A 13,125-nucleotide genomic window follows, 5' to 3' on the forward strand; every position below is an offset into this window, starting at 1 on the left:
AGCTCTTGTCTGTGCTCAGCTCTTGTCGGTCACCGTCGTCTCGGCCACCGAGGGGGCGGGGGCCTCGACGGCGGGGGAGGAGCCCTGGCGGTGACGGCCCCGGTCGCGCAGCGCCGCGGCGCCGCCCACGAGCAGCAGCACCCCGAGGATCAGGGAGCCGATCGGCCCGGTCAGCCGGAGCGCCTGGATCTTCGTGGCGGCGTCACCCGAGGTTTCGGCCTGCTGCTTGCGGGTCGCCTCGTCCATCCGCAGGTCCGCGGCGAGGGCGGGCAGGTCGACGGTGCCGTCCTTGGACTTCACCCGGGTGTCGATCTGCTGGCGCTGGTCGATGACGACGCCGGTGCGCGGGTCGACCCAGACGGTGATCTCGGCGGCGTACACCTTGTCGATGTCGTAGGCCTTCTTCGGGTCGAGCCCGAGGACGCCTCCGGTCACCCCGAACTGCTCGAAGACCGAGGTCGGCTCGATCTTCTCGCTGAACTTGTAGGCGTCGATGTCGCCGACCTTCTCCTCGCCCTGGAAGACGGCGGGCCAGGCGCGGCCGGTCACGAGGTCGAACCGCTGGTAGGTCTTCTTGTCCATGCCGCCGACGGGGAAGAGCACCCCGATGCCGGACTGCTTGACGCCGGGGTTGTCCTCCACCGTGACGCCGCAGCAGTTCGAGAGCTGGGCGGTCTCGCGGTCGAAGGCCATCCGCCACGAGCCGGTCGACAGGCTCTTGCCGCTGGTGGCGTCCTCCAGGGAACTGAAGTAGTCCCAGACGGCCGTCTCCTCGTTGCTCGCCTTCGTGTCACCGCGCAGGGTGGTGGTGCTGACGAGCGGCGCCTGGACGGTCTTGCCCTCGCTGAGGTAGCTGCCGCTGTCGGTCTTCAGCTTCAGGATGGCGAACTCGTCGGTCGGCGCCACGACCAGTTTCGGGGCGGCGTAGAACCGCAGCAGAGCTGCCATCGCCAGGCAGAAGACGCCAAGGGTCAGCATCACGGTGCCGATCGATCTGCGCATTCGGGGGACCTCCGGGGACCGGGAGCGGACTCGATTTATCTCAGCAGATGGTGACGCCGTTCTCTTTTGATGCATACGGGCTTACCGCCAAAGATGCTTGTCTGCCCTCACAATCGGGGCGCTCAACGGCCGGCGGGCCCCGCGACCCCGGCGAGCAGGAAGGCGACCAGCGCCTCCAGCTCCCGCTCGTCCGGGACGTCGCCCTTGAACAGGTGGTACTGCATGGCCGCGAGCGCGGCACCGGCGACGGTCCTGGCGGCATGAGCGGGATCCGCCGCGCCCAGCTCGGCCGCGGGCCCGGTGAACAGGTCGGTGAGCGCGTCGACGAGCGTCACCGAGACATGGGTGTTCTCGGGGGCCAGGTTCGCCCCGTTGGCCAGGACCGTCCTGGTCCTGGCGGCGAACGCGGTGTCGGTCGCCTGCCGAAGGACCGCCCGCACCCCGGCGCGGATCCGCCGCTCGGGCAGCCGCTCCGCCTCGACCCGGTGCCGGACGTAGCCGGCGAAGTTCCGGGCCCCCTGCTCGACGATCGCCGCGACCAGGGCGTCCTTGCCCGCGAAGTAGCGGTAGAAGGAGTCGTTGGACATCCCCGCGGCGGCCACGATGTCCGCCACCCGCGGGGCCCTGCGCCCCTCGTGCTCGACCATGAGGGTGAGCCCGGCCTCCATGAGGGCGGCGACATCGGCCTGCGAGGTCGTCTCGACCCCGGCGACCCTGCGGCGGACGGCGCGCTCGGCGAGCGTGGCGTTTTCGGCGGCGTTCTCGGCGGACATGGAGGCATCCTAAAGTTCGGGCGGTCGTCGGTCGCGCCGCCGGGCCCCGGCCTTCGGGGCCCGGCGGCGGCACCGTCCTGAGAAGGACGGGTCAGGCGGGGGAGATCTCCTGCTCGGCCTTGGCCCAGAGCCATCCGGCGTAGGCGTGCAGGGACTCGCCGGTCGTGCGGTCCATCCGGCCGCCGAGCGCGCGGGCGAATCCGCCCTCGAGCAGGGAGGCCAACCGGAAGCAGGCCAGCACCTGGAACCACGGGAAGTCGGCGACGTCGCGGCCGGTGCACTCGGCGTAGTGGGCGACGAGCTCGGCCCGGCCGGGCACCCCGTCCCACGGCTTCAGGTAGGGGCCGCTGCTGGGCGGGTCGCCCTCCTCCCGCCAGGCGGTGAGGATCCAGGCGAGGTCGAGGAGCGGATCGCCGAGGGCGGCCATCTCCCAGTCGACGATCCCGGCCAGCGCCGGGCGGTCGTGGGCGAACATGACGTTGGCGAACTGCAGGTCGCCGTGGACGATCCCGATGACGGCGGACTTCGGCGCGTTGTCCTGGAGCCAGCCGGCGATCCGGTCGACGGCGGGATGCTCGGCCTCCCGGTAGCCCTCGGTCTCCCGGTAGCCGTGGAGCATCCGCAGGTAGCGGGGGGTCTGGCGGCCGATCCAGTCCTCGGTCCTGCTGAGATCGGACAGGCCGACGGCCGCCGGATCGACGGCGGCGAGCGTCGCGGCGGCCTCGACCAGGTCGAGGATCACCGCCCGCCGCCACCCCGGGTCGGTCCCGTACTCGCCGGGCAGGTCGCCGCGCGGGGTGAACCCCTCGATCTTCTCCAGGATCGAGAACGGCGCGCCGATCACGGAGGGGTCGGCGCAGGAGGCGTGCAGGCGGGGATGCGGGACGGCGGTCCCGGCGAGGGCGGTCAGGACCCGGCTCTCGCGCTTGAACGGCGCGGCGGCCTCCTCGCCCGCCTGCCGGCCGGGACGGCGCAGCACCACCTCGGAGCCGTCGGCGCGGACGGCGGTGAACAGCAGGTTCTGCGCGCCGCCGCGCAGCCGGGCCAGTGAGACGACGGGGCCGTCGCCCGGGACGTCGGCCAGGCCGGGCCAGGCGTTGAGACGGTCGAGATCGACATCATTGCTCATCAGGGCATCTCCTTGAGGAGTCCGGCGAACTTCTGGCGTGCGGCGATCTGCCGCGTGGGGATGTGCTCGGAACCGAACAGCCGGTCCTGCGCGGGGACGGCGTCGCGCAGCAGGAGCTTGGCGACGACGTCCTTGTGCGCCTCGGTCGGCCCGTCGGCGATGCCCAGGGTCGGGCCCGCCTGCCACATGCGGGCCAGCGGCAGCTCGTTGGAGACGCCGAGGGCGCCGTGCAGGTGCATGGCCTTGTAGACGACGTCGATCAGCGTGCCCGGCGTGGCCGCCTTGACGGCCGAGATGTGCAGCCGGGCGGCCCGCGCGTGGTCGCGGTCGCCGGTCTCCTTCGCCCGGTCGACCTGCCAGGCGGCGTGCAGGACCTGGAGGCGGAACTGCTCCAGCTTGATCCAGGCGTCGGCCAGCGACTGGCGGACGGCCTGCTGGTCGGCGAGCGGTCCGCCCCTGGTGGTGCGGCTCGCGATCCTCTCGATCATCATCTCGAGCGCCCTGCGGCACAGGCCGGCCGAGCGCATCGCGTGGTGCAGGCGCCCGCCGCCGAGCCGCTGCTGGGCGATCGCGAAGCCGGTGCCGGGCTCGCCGAGCAGGTTCTCCGCGGGGACCCGGCAGCCGGTGAACCGCAGGTAGCCGTGGACGCCCTCGCCGACCGGCTCACCGGCCAGGCCCGTGCCGCGCACCATCTCCATGCCGGGGGTCCCGGCCGGGATGATGAACATCGACGAGCCGCGGTGGACCGGAACCTCCGGATCGGTGATCACCATGGCGATGACGAACGCCGCGTGCGGGTAGTTGGAGGCGAACCACTTCTCGCCGTCGATCACCCAGCCGTCGCCGTCGCGGACGGCCCGGCAGGTGAAGCCGCCGGGGTCGGCGCCGCCGGTCGGCTCGGTCATCGCGTAGGTCGAGACGATGCGCCCGCCCAGCAGCGGTTCGAGGAACTCGTGGCGCTGCTCCTCGGTGCCGTGGTGGGCGAGGATCTCGGCGTTGCCGGAGTCGGGGGCCTGGGTGCCGAAGACCATCGGAGCCCACTGGGAGCGCCCGAGGATCTCGTTCAGCAGCGCCAGCCCGACCTGGCCCATGCCCATCCCGCCGAGCGACGGCGGCAGGTGCGCGGCCCACAGCCCCTGCTCCCGGACCCGGGCCTGGAGCGGCAGGACGAGCTCACGGTAGGCCTCACCCTCGCGGTCGTACGGTTCGGCGAACCCCGGGAAGAGCAGGTCGATCGGCTCGACCTCTTCGCGGACGAACCGGGCGGCCCAGTCGAGCTTCGCCTGGTACTCCGGATCGGTACTGAAGTCCCACATGATCTTCCCTTCGCTGGAGCGTCATCGACGCGTCCGAAGCGGTTGAACGGTACAGAACGCCATTCTGCACTTTCAGAACGTCTATCGCTAGGTTGATTCTTCATCAGTGAGAAGCTAATTTCCTTCTACCGAGAGGGGTGTTCGACCTCTCAGGCCACCGGTCGGGGACTTCATCGAGGAGGAACAACCCGTGAAACCACGCGCAATCCCGGCCGCTCTTGTGGCGGTCGCCCTGCTACTGACCGCCTGTAGCGGCCGTAGCGGAGACGGCGAGGAATCGCCACCGGCCGCGACCGTCGCGTCAGGCGACTTCGGAGACCTCAAGAGCGTGTGCAAGCCCGGTCAGGCGACCGGCACTCCCGCCCAGGGCGTCACCGCGAGCGAGATCAAGATCGGTGTGCTCACCGACCGCGGCTTCACCCAGAACTCCGAGCTGGTGAACGCGGCGAAGGTCTTCACGGACTGGTGCAACGCCGCGGGCGGCATCAACGGCCGCAAGATCTCCTACGTGGTCAGGGACACCAAGCTGATGGAGGTCCGCCAGCGGGTGCTCGAGGCCTGCCGGGAGGACTTCGTCCTCGCCGGCGGCAGCGCCGCGCTGGACGGCATGGGCGTCAAGGACCGGCTCAACTGCCTGCTCCCCGACTTCCCCGCGCAGGTCGTGCAGCTCGAGAACGTCGGCTCGGACCTCCAGGTCTACGTCGGCGGCGAGAGCGCCAAGTACGACCCCTACCAGGGCTACTACAAGTACCTGTTCGAGGCCTACCCGGACTCGAAGGGCGCCGTCGGCGTGCTGAACGGCGACTCCCCGATCACCAAGGTCCTCGGTGAACGCACCCGGCAGGGCGTTCCGGCCCGCGGTGGAACGATCATCTACGATGACAAGTACCCGATCCAGGGCGTCGCGGACTGGACCCCCTACGCGGTGGCGATCAAGAACAAGGGCGTCAAGGGCCTGCAGTTCTACGGGCAGTGGGCGCTCCTGGCCAAGCTGGAGCAGAAGCTGACCGACCTGAACTACAAGCTCGACTGGATCGACGCCAACAGCAACGCCTACGGCTTCGAGTTCATCAATGCCCTCGGCAAGGCCGCCTCGTTCCAGAACAACGTGGCCGACCTGTCGGGCTTCGCCCCGCTGGAGAGCTCCGCCACCAACCCGGCGATCAAGCAGCTCCAGGAGATGTACGACAAGGCCAACCTCTCGGGCAAGGCGACCTTCCCCGCGATCGGCGCCTTCTCCTCGTGGCTGCTGTTCGCCAAGGCCGCCGGCAGCTGCGGCGACGCCCTCACCCGCAAGTGCGTCTACGACGCGGCCCGCGCCGAGAAGTCCTGGACGGGCGGTGGCCTCCAGGCCCCGGCGGACCTGACGACCCCCGGAGCCCCGCGCTGCTTCAATGTCGAGCAGGCCACGGCCGACGGCTGGAAGCCCGCGGACTTCAAGCCCGACAGCGGTGCCTTCCGGTGTGACGCCCCGGCTCTGGAGCTGAAGGGTCCCGCCTTCCCCAAGCCCGTCACCCTCAAGGACGTCGGAAAGTCCCTCGCCGACGTGAAGTAGCGAGGAGCAGGAGAGCAGGGAGCCCGGTGGGCGGCGGAGAGCGCCGCCCACCGGGCCTTTGGAACGTCGGTCGTCACCCGGCGTCGTGGTGGATGGGTCCCGCGCGCAGCCGCAGCGGGGCGCCGCCGCCCGACCACCGGGACGCGACGATCTCCGCGGCGATGCTGATGGCCGTCTCCTCGGGGGTTCGGGCTCCCAGATCGAGACCGATGGGGGAGTGCAGGCGGGCCAGCTCGGCCTCGGCCAGCCCGGCCTCCCTGAGGCGGGCGACCCGGTCGGCGTGCGTGCGGCGCGAACCCATCGCCCCCACGTAGGCCACGTCCAGCCGCAGGGCGGACTCCAGCAGCGGCAGATCGAACTTGGGGTCGTGGGTGAGCACGCACAGGACGGTGCGGGCGTCGATCCGGCCCGCCTCCACCTCGCCCGCCAGGTAGCGGTGCGGCCAGTCGGCGATGACGCGATGGGCGTCGGGGAAGCGCCGCTCGGTGGCGAAGACGGGGCGCGCGTCGCAGACCGTCACGTCGAAACCGAGGAACGCCCCGGTGCGGGCCAGCGCGGACGCGAAGTCGATCGCCCCGAAGACGATCATCCGGGGCGGTGGCGCGTAGGAGATGACGGACAGGGTGAGCTCGTCGCCCAGGCGCTCGCCGTCGTGCCCGTAGTGCAGGGTCGCGGTGCTGCCCTGGGCGAGCAGGCCCCGGACGTCGCCGGTGACGGCCTCGTCCAGGCGGACCGAGCCGAGCGTCCCGGACGTCCGGTCCGCCCACACGACGATCCGCCGGCCGAACCGGGCGGATTCCGGCGGGCCCACGCAGGTGACCGTGGCGACGGCCTCGCCGCCGCGGACCGAGCGCACGACGGCGCCGAGCTCGGGAAAGGTCGACCGGTCCACCGGCTCGACGAACACCTCGATGGTGCCGCCGCAGGTCAGGCCCACGGCGAAGGCGTCGTCGTCGGAGACCCCGTACTGCGCCAGGGAGGGCGAGCCTCCCTCCCTGGCACGCTCGTAGACCGCTCCCTCGACGCAGCCGCCCGAAACGCTGCCGACGGCCTCGCCGCCGGGCCCGACGAGCATCGCCGCGCCGGGAGCGCGGGGCGCGGAGTTCCAGGTGGCGACGACGGTGCCGACACCGACCGTCTCCCCCGCCTCCCACCAGGCGAACAGCTCGTCCAGGACCTCGCGCATCGGCGCTACTTGAGCAGGGCGCCGGCGTCGATCGGCAGGGCCACGCCGGTGATGTAGCGGCCCTCGTCGGAGGACAGGAACAGGACGGCGTTGCTGATGTCCTCCGGCTCGACCCACGGCGTCTGGAGCACGTGGATGAACTGGGAGGCCATCGCGAAGTCGTCCTTGGTGGGGTTCTCCAGGTCGGGCCGGAACATCTTGAACGTCTGCTCGTTCATCACCATCGGGGTGTTGACCTGCGTCGGGTGGACGGAGTTCACCCGGATGTTGTGCTGGCCCAGCTCGACGGCCAGGGTCCGCATGATGCCGACCACGCCGTGCTTGGCGGTGACGTAGTGGCCGACGTTCGGGTAGGCCTTCAGCCCGCCGACCGAGCTGGTGAGGACGATGGAGCCGCCGCGGCCGCCCGCGATGATGTGCGGGATGCCGGCCTTGGCGCTGAGCCAGACGCCCGTCATGTTGATGTCGATCATGTCGCGCCAGGCCTTCTCGCCGAGCTTGTCGAGCGAGTTGCCCTCGCTGCCGATCCCGGCGTTGGCGGCGATGATGTCGAGCCTGCCGAACTGCTCCACGCCCTCGTCGACCACCGCCTTGACGGCGTCGAAGTCCCGGACGTCGGCCTTGGCGGTGATGATCTTCCGGCCCAGCTTGGTGACCAGGTCGGCGGTCTCCTGCAGGTCCTCGGGCGTCGACATGGCGAAGGGGACGCCCTCCACCTGCTCGCACAGGTCGATGGCGATGATGTCGGCGCCCTCCTGGGCGAGCCGCAGGGCGTGGCTGCGGCCCTGGCCGCGGGCCGCGCCGGTGATGAACGCGACCTTTCCTTCTACGCGTCCGGTCATGTCCGTCTCCTTCTCGCTGGTGCTGCTTCGGGGGTGCTGCTTCGAGGGGGTGCTGTTACCGGGAATCGTTCGAGCGCCTGCGCCGGGCGCCGATCAGGAAGAGCAGGAAGGCGGCGACCGCCGCGAGCGCGGCGCCCGCCCGGACGGCGACCCGTCCGCCGCCCGCGCCGAGCAGGTCGAGCGGCTGGGCGGAGGGCTGCGTGACGACGCCGGCGGGTTCGGGAGCCGAAGGCGCCTCCTCGGCGGCGGCCGCGCCGGGATCGTCGGCGAGCTCGGCCGCGAGGTTGGCGGCGAACTGGTCGATGAGGGCCGTGGCGACGTCGGAGAGGGTGCTGCGCCCGAACTGGGCGGGACGGCCGGTGATCGCCAGATCGGTCTCGATGACGACCTCGGTGCTCGGGCCGCGATCGAGGAGGCGGCACGTCACGACGGCCTTGGCCGTCCCGGCGCCCCGCTTCTCCCGGCCGCTCGCCTCGAGGACGGCCGTCAGGGTCTCGGCGTCGCGGGACAGGAAGGTGACGGTCCCGCCGTAGGTGAGGCCGACCGGGCCCAGCTTCGCCTTGACGGTGCCGTGATGGCTGTCGCCCTCGCTGGAGGTGAGGACGGCTCCCGGCACGCACGGGGCGATCCGCTCGATGTCGAGCAGGACCAGCCACGCCTCGCGGGCCGGCACGGGGATCGTGAGGGTGTTCTCCAGTTTCATCCGGACTCCTCCAGGGCTTGGGCCGCCGCCCGGACGGCGTTGAGGATCCCCTGGTAGCCGGTGCAGCGGCAGAGGTTCCCCGACAGGGCGTCGCGGATCTCCTCGTCGGAGGGGGCGGGATGGTCGCGCAGGAACGCGGTGACCGAGACGATCAGGCCGGGCGTGCAGAAGCCGCACTGGAGCCCGTGGTGGTCGCGGAAGGCTGCCTGCACCACCGACAAAGTGCCGTCGGGCGCGGCCACCCCCTCCACTGTGGTGACCTCCGCACCGTCCGCCTGCACGGCGAGGACGGTGCAGGAGCGGACCGCCTCGCCGTCCATCAGGACCGTGCAGGCGCCGCAGACACCGTGCTCGCAGCCCAGATGGGTGCCGGTGAGTCGGCAGCGTTCGCGCAGGAAGTCGGCGAGGGTGAGCCGCGGCGGCACCGTCCCCCGCCGGGCCCGGCCGTTGATCTGCAGCTGGATGTCGAGGTCAGGCATCGAGGGCCTCCCGTAGGGCGCGCCGCCAGGCGCGGGTCACCATGATCGCGCCGATGTGCCGGCGGTAGTCGCCCGAGGCGTGCAGGTCGGACGGGACGGACGCGGGTTCGGCCAGCGCGGTGGCACCGAGTTCGGCGGCGTCCACGTCGGCGGCCTTCACGCCCAGGACCGAGGCCTCGGCCGCGGAGGCGCGCAGCGGCGTCGCGCCGACGCCGAACAGGGCGATGCCGCAGCGGCGGATCAGGCCCGCGCCGTCCAGGTCGACCGCGACGGCCGCGCCCGCGATGGCGAAGTCGCCGCCGCGGCGGGCGAACTCCTCGACGGCGTGCCCGCTCCGCTCGCCCCTGACGGGGAAGGAGACCCCGGTGAGGATCTCGTCCTCGGCCAGGCCGGTGGTCCACATGCCGGTGAAGAACCCGGCGGCGGGCAGCGTCCGTGCTCCGCGCGGGGAGAGGGCCTCGAGCCGGGCGTCCAGCGCGAGCGCGACCGCCGGGTACTCGGCGGCCGGGTCGGCGTGGGCGAGGGAGCCGCCGACGGTGCCGCGGTTGCGGATCTGGAAGTGGCCGATCAGGGGCGTGGCCCTCGTCAGCAGCGGGACGGCCGCGGCCAGGTCGGGGGAGCGCAGGATCGCGGTCTGGGTCGTGGACGCGCCGACCCACACCGCGTCGCCGCGCCGTTCGATCCCGCGCAGCCCGGACACCCGCCCGAGGTCGACGAGGTGCTCGAAGACGGCCAGCCGCAGCGCGAGCATCGGCACCAGGCTCTGCCCGCCGGCGATCGCCTTGGCGTCCTCGCCCAGCTCGGCGAGCAGGCCGACGGCCTCCTCCGGGGTGCGGGGGGAGTGGTAGTCGAAGGGGGCGGGCTTCATCGGGTCACCTCGTGCACCGGCTCGGCGGGCGGTTCGGGCACGAGCGGGAGCCAGGCGAGCGCCGCGCCGAACGGCGCCACCGCCTCCACGATCGTGGTGAGGACGGCCGAGGCCGGGGCCGGGAGCCTCATCGCCTCGCCTCCCGGATCAGGGTCACCAGGGACTCGGGGGTGAGGGGCAGCCGGGTGATCGTCCCGCCGAAGGGGGCGAGCGCGTCCGCGACGGCGTTCACCACGGCGGGCGTCGCACCGATCGCGCCGCCCTCGCCGACCCCCTTGTAGCCGCCCGGTCCCGGGCTGGGGGTCTCGACATGGCCGTACTCGATGACCGGAGTCTCGGCGGCGGTCGGCAGCAGGTAGTCCATGAACGTCGTGGCGACCGGGTTGCCGTCGGCGTCGTAGGCGAGGTGCTCGTAGAGCGCGCCGCCGATGCCCTGGACGGTGCCGCCCGCGATCTGCCCCTCGACGACCGCCGGGTTGATCATCGGCCCGCAGTCCTCGGCGACGATGTAGCGCAGCAGGGTCACCTCGCCGGTCTCGGCGTCCACCTCGCATGTGCACACGTGGGTGGCGTTCGCCCAGATCATCGGGTTGTCGGCCCGGTACCGCCCGCTGGCCTCGAGGCCGGGCGGAACGCCCTTGGGCAGGGACTCGGACTGGAAGTAGGCGATGCCCGAGATCTCGGCGAGGGTCAGCCCGCGCGACGGATCGTCGCGGACGGAGGCGCGGCCTCCGGCCAGCTCGATGTCGACGGGGTCGGCCTCCAGCCGGTGTGCGGCGATCGCGGTGATCCGCTCCCGGAGCTGGGAGGCGGTCTCCGCGACGGCCCCGGCGGTCATCGGGCCCGAGCGGCTGCCTCCGGTCCCGCCGCCCATCGGGGCGATCGCGGTGTCGCCCTGGATGGTGTGGACGTCCTCGATGTCGCAGCCCAGCGCGTCGGCGGTGAGCTGCACGACGGTCGTCTCCAGGCTGTTGCCGCACGATCCGCCCGACATGTAGACGTTGACCTTGCCCGAGGGCTCGATCCGGATCGTCGCGCCCTCGGTCGCGTACAGGGGCAGCGCGCCCGCGGTCGGCTCGACATAGGTGCAGGTGCCGACGCCCAGGTAGCGGCCCTCGGCCCTGGCCCGCTCCTGCTCGGCGCGGAACGCCGGGTAGTCCAGCATCTCCAGCGCCAGCTCGAAGGTCTCCTTCGGGCTGATGTCGTCGTAGGGCATGCCGTTGGGGTTGGTGTAGGGCAGTTCGGTGCGGTCCAGCAGGTTGCGGCGGCGCAGGTCGGCCGGGTCCATGCCCAGGCGGCGGGCCGCGATGTCGAGGAGCATCTCGCGGGCCAGCGACTCGAACTGCCACGGCCCGCGGTAGGCACCGCGCCCCGCGGTGTTGGAGAACAGGCAGGTCGTGGTGAACGCGCCCTCGGGGACGCGGTAGGGGCCGGGGAACAGCATGCCGACGGCCGCGGCCGACTGGAGCGGCCAGGGCACGGGGTAGGCCCCCACGTCCTCCACGTAGTCGAGGACGGCGGCGAGGATCGTGCCGTCCTCGGCGAAGGCCATCCTGGCGTCGCCGTGCGCGCGCCGTGCCTGGCCCGCGGAGAGCAGGTTCTCGCGGCGGTCCTCGATCCACTTGAGCGGCCCGTCCACCAGCTTGGAGGCCAGCAGGACGCACATCTCCTCGCGCATCGGCATGACCTTCTGGCCGAAGCCGCCGCCGGTGTCCTTTGCTATCACCCGCACCTGGTGTTCGCCGACGCCCAGCAGCCGGGAGCCGAACATGCGCAGCTCGTGCGGTGACTGGGTGGCCGCCCAGACCGTGAGCTCGCGTTCGGGCGCCGACCACCATGCGATCAGCCCGCGGGTCTCCATCGGGACCGGCGCGCTGGCCTGCTGGTGGATCGTCTCCCTGACGGTGTGCGGGGCGCCGGCGAAGATCGGGTCGAGGTCGGCGGGGTCGCGCAGGGTGAGCTCGGCCGACACGTTGCCGGGAAAGCCCTCGTGCACCAGATCCTCGCGCTGCCCCGCGGTGGCGTAGTCGACGACGGGGTCGAGCGGCTCGTAGTCGACGAAGACCAGCTCGGCGGCGTCCTCGGCGATGTAGCGGTCGTCGGCGACGACGAGCGCGACCGGATCGCCGACGAAGCGGACCTCGCCGTCGGCCAGCGGCGGGCGCGGGGAGTCGGGCACGTCGCGGCCGATGAGCGTGTACCACTGCTCGTGCGCGCCGGGATTGAGGTCGGCCGCGGTGAGGACCGCGTGCACTCCCTCGAGCGCGAGCGCCTCGGCAGTGTCGACACCGGTGATCCGGCCGCGCGCCAGGGGGCTGCGGACGAAGCAGGCGTGCAGTGTTCCGGGCGGCGTGATGTCGTCGACGAAGGCGCCGCGGCCGGTGAGCAGCCGCGGATCCTCCACCCGCCGCACGCGTGCGCCCGCGTAGCGGGCCGCCGCGGCCTCGCCGTGCGCTGTGACGCCCTGCATGGCGCCCTCCTAAGGGCCGGGAAAAGGCGGTGCCGAGCAGTCGCTCAGCATTGCTGTGCATATGCTTAGCATGAACGCCCAGGGGGGATCAATGGCCCGCAGGCCCTCCGCGGGCCCGGCGCTACCATCGGCGGAGATCGACGGAGGTGGAGGACATGGCGGCGGATCGAAGGATCGGCTCCCCGGACGCGAAGAACCGCACGGTGCTGCTCGACGCGGTGGAACGGCTCATGGTCGAGGAGGGGTACGCCGCGGTCAGCTCGCGGCGGGTGGCCGAGCGGGCGGGGCTCAAGCCCCAGCTCGTCCACTACTACTTCCGCACCATGGACGACCTTTTCCTGGCGGTCCTGCGCCGCCGGGCCGAGGAGGGGCTGGCCGCGCAGGCGCGGATCCTGGCCTCGCCGCAGCCGCTGCGGGCCCTGTGGGAGTTCAGCGTCGATCGCCGGGGCAGCGCGCTCACCATGGAGTTCGCCGCGCTCGCCAACCACCGCAAGGCGCTGCGCGCCGAGATCGCCCTGTACTCCGAGCGGTTCCGCGCGCAGCAGGCCGAGGCCTTCGCCGCCTTCCGCGAGCGCCGTCCGGAGCTGCCTGGTGAGCTGACGCCGGTGGTGATGTCGGTGCTGGTCACCAGCCTGTCGCGGGTGTTCGGCCTGGAGGAGACCATCGGCATGAGCGCCGGGCACGCCGAGACGCTCGAGCTGGTCGAGCGGCTGCTCACGCACTTCGAGGGCGAGGCGCTGCCGACCTTCCCGATCGGCGATGAGAACGGTCTTCTCCGAAATAACTAAGCGAGTATTCACTC

At 72.0% G+C, this 13,125-nt stretch carries 13 protein-coding genes; 2 read left to right on the top strand and 11 right to left on the bottom strand.

Going from position 1 to position 13,125, the window contains the following annotated elements; genetic code table 11:
- Window positions 1-15: 15 nt before the first annotated feature.
- From pgfA to ABD785_RS09620, 4 genes are all read right to left on the bottom strand, one after another.
- The gene (gene pgfA, locus ABD785_RS09605; RefSeq protein WP_344824909.1) at window positions 16-1,002 is read right to left on the bottom strand and encodes a cell envelope lipid trafficking protein PgfA; all 987 of its coding nucleotides are present in this window, start codon (window positions 1,000-1,002) and stop codon (window positions 16-18) included.
- Window positions 1,003-1,124: 122 nt separating this feature from the next.
- Window positions 1,125-1,775 carry a TetR family transcriptional regulator gene (locus ABD785_RS09610; RefSeq protein ID WP_344824912.1) on the bottom strand — a complete coding sequence of 217 codons (651 nt, stop codon included), beginning with the start codon at window positions 1,773-1,775 and terminating at the stop codon, window positions 1,125-1,127.
- Between the two features lie 91 nt (window positions 1,776-1,866).
- Window positions 1,867-2,904 (bottom strand): phosphotransferase family protein, encoded by a 1,038-nt coding sequence (locus ABD785_RS09615; protein WP_344824915.1) that lies wholly within the window; start codon window positions 2,902-2,904, stop codon window positions 1,867-1,869.
- A complete protein-coding gene (locus tag ABD785_RS09620; protein WP_344824918.1) occupies window positions 2,904-4,220 on the bottom strand; it encodes an acyl-CoA dehydrogenase family protein in 1,317 nt (438 codons plus the stop codon). Before ABD785_RS09620 ends, ABD785_RS09615 begins: the two co-directional genes overlap by 1 nt.
- Window positions 4,221-4,410: 190 nt before the next feature.
- Here ABD785_RS09620 and ABD785_RS09625 point away from each other — a divergent pair, with 190 nt between their 5' ends.
- Window positions 4,411-5,775 carry an ABC transporter substrate-binding protein gene (locus ABD785_RS09625; protein ID WP_344824921.1) on the top strand — a complete coding sequence of 455 codons (1,365 nt, stop codon included), beginning with the start codon at window positions 4,411-4,413 and terminating at the stop codon, window positions 5,773-5,775.
- A 73-nt stretch (window positions 5,776-5,848) separates the two neighbouring features.
- On the opposite strand, the gene ABD785_RS09630 is transcribed toward ABD785_RS09625, so the two are convergent.
- From ABD785_RS09630 to ABD785_RS09660, 7 genes are read right to left on the bottom strand one after another with little or no spacing between them, the layout of a single operon-like run.
- Complete coding sequence (locus ABD785_RS09630) at window positions 5,849-6,961, bottom strand: XdhC family protein (protein ID WP_344824923.1); 1,113 nt, start codon at window positions 6,959-6,961, stop codon at window positions 5,849-5,851.
- Window positions 6,962-6,966: 5 nt separating this feature from the next.
- Window positions 6,967-7,803 carry a mycofactocin-coupled SDR family oxidoreductase gene (locus ABD785_RS09635; RefSeq protein WP_344824926.1) on the bottom strand — a complete coding sequence of 279 codons (837 nt, stop codon included), beginning with the start codon at window positions 7,801-7,803 and terminating at the stop codon, window positions 6,967-6,969.
- Between the two features lie 55 nt (window positions 7,804-7,858).
- Window positions 7,859-8,506: an SRPBCC family protein gene (locus tag ABD785_RS09640; RefSeq protein WP_344824929.1), complete on the bottom strand. Its 648-nt coding sequence runs from the start codon at window positions 8,504-8,506 to the stop codon at window positions 7,859-7,861.
- The gene (locus ABD785_RS09645) at window positions 8,503-8,985 is read right to left on the bottom strand and encodes a (2Fe-2S)-binding protein (protein WP_344824932.1); all 483 of its coding nucleotides are present in this window, start codon (window positions 8,983-8,985) and stop codon (window positions 8,503-8,505) included. Before ABD785_RS09645 ends, ABD785_RS09640 begins: the two co-directional genes overlap by 4 nt.
- A complete protein-coding gene (locus ABD785_RS09650; protein ID WP_344824935.1) occupies window positions 8,978-9,853 on the bottom strand; it encodes an FAD binding domain-containing protein in 876 nt (291 codons plus the stop codon). Before ABD785_RS09650 ends, ABD785_RS09645 begins: the two co-directional genes overlap by 8 nt.
- On the bottom strand, window positions 9,850-9,984 hold the full coding sequence (locus ABD785_RS09655) for a hypothetical protein (RefSeq protein WP_344824937.1): 135 nt from the start codon (window positions 9,982-9,984) through the stop codon (window positions 9,850-9,852). The genes ABD785_RS09650 and ABD785_RS09655 overlap by 4 nt, the downstream gene beginning before the upstream one ends.
- Window positions 9,981-12,323, bottom strand: a complete 2,343-nt coding sequence (locus ABD785_RS09660; RefSeq protein ID WP_344824939.1) for a xanthine dehydrogenase family protein molybdopterin-binding subunit — start codon at window positions 12,321-12,323, stop codon at window positions 9,981-9,983. The genes ABD785_RS09655 and ABD785_RS09660 overlap by 4 nt, the downstream gene beginning before the upstream one ends.
- 155 nt (window positions 12,324-12,478) lie before the next feature.
- Here ABD785_RS09660 and ABD785_RS09665 point away from each other — a divergent pair, with 155 nt between their 5' ends.
- Window positions 12,479-13,111, top strand: a complete 633-nt coding sequence (locus tag ABD785_RS09665; RefSeq protein ID WP_344824941.1) for a TetR/AcrR family transcriptional regulator — start codon at window positions 12,479-12,481, stop codon at window positions 13,109-13,111.
- Window positions 13,112-13,125: the final 14 nt, after the last annotated feature.

The sequence above is a fragment of the Actinocorallia longicatena genome (assembly GCF_039534125.1).
GTDB lineage: Bacteria > Actinomycetota > Actinomycetes > Streptosporangiales > Streptosporangiaceae > Actinocorallia > Actinocorallia longicatena.

Bases quoted from the DNA above. Each gene is read 5' to 3' on its own strand.
- pgfA (WP_344824909.1), bottom strand. From the start codon at position 1,002: ATGCGCAGATCGATCGGCACCGTGATGCTGACCCTTGGCGTCTTCTGC.
- ABD785_RS09610 (WP_344824912.1), bottom strand. From the start codon at position 1,775: ATGTCCGCCGAGAACGCCGCCGAAAACGCCACGCTCGCCGAGCGCGCC.
- ABD785_RS09615 (WP_344824915.1), bottom strand. From the start codon at position 2,904: ATGAGCAATGATGTCGATCTCGACCGTCTCAACGCCTGGCCCGGCCTG.
- ABD785_RS09620 (WP_344824918.1), bottom strand. From the start codon at position 4,220: ATGTGGGACTTCAGTACCGATCCGGAGTACCAGGCGAAGCTCGACTGG.
- ABD785_RS09630 (WP_344824923.1), bottom strand. From the start codon at position 6,961: ATGCGCGAGGTCCTGGACGAGCTGTTCGCCTGGTGGGAGGCGGGGGAG.
- ABD785_RS09635 (WP_344824926.1), bottom strand. From the start codon at position 7,803: ATGACCGGACGCGTAGAAGGAAAGGTCGCGTTCATCACCGGCGCGGCC.
- ABD785_RS09640 (WP_344824929.1), bottom strand. From the start codon at position 8,506: ATGAAACTGGAGAACACCCTCACGATCCCCGTGCCGGCCCGCGAGGCG.
- ABD785_RS09645 (WP_344824932.1), bottom strand. From the start codon at position 8,985: ATGCCTGACCTCGACATCCAGCTGCAGATCAACGGCCGGGCCCGGCGG.
- ABD785_RS09650 (WP_344824935.1), bottom strand. From the start codon at position 9,853: ATGAAGCCCGCCCCCTTCGACTACCACTCCCCCCGCACCCCGGAGGAG.
- ABD785_RS09655 (WP_344824937.1), bottom strand. From the start codon at position 9,984: ATGAGGCTCCCGGCCCCGGCCTCGGCCGTCCTCACCACGATCGTGGAG.
- ABD785_RS09660 (WP_344824939.1), bottom strand. From the start codon at position 12,323: ATGCAGGGCGTCACAGCGCACGGCGAGGCCGCGGCGGCCCGCTACGCG.
- ABD785_RS09665 (WP_344824941.1), top strand. From the start codon at position 12,479: ATGGCGGCGGATCGAAGGATCGGCTCCCCGGACGCGAAGAACCGCACG.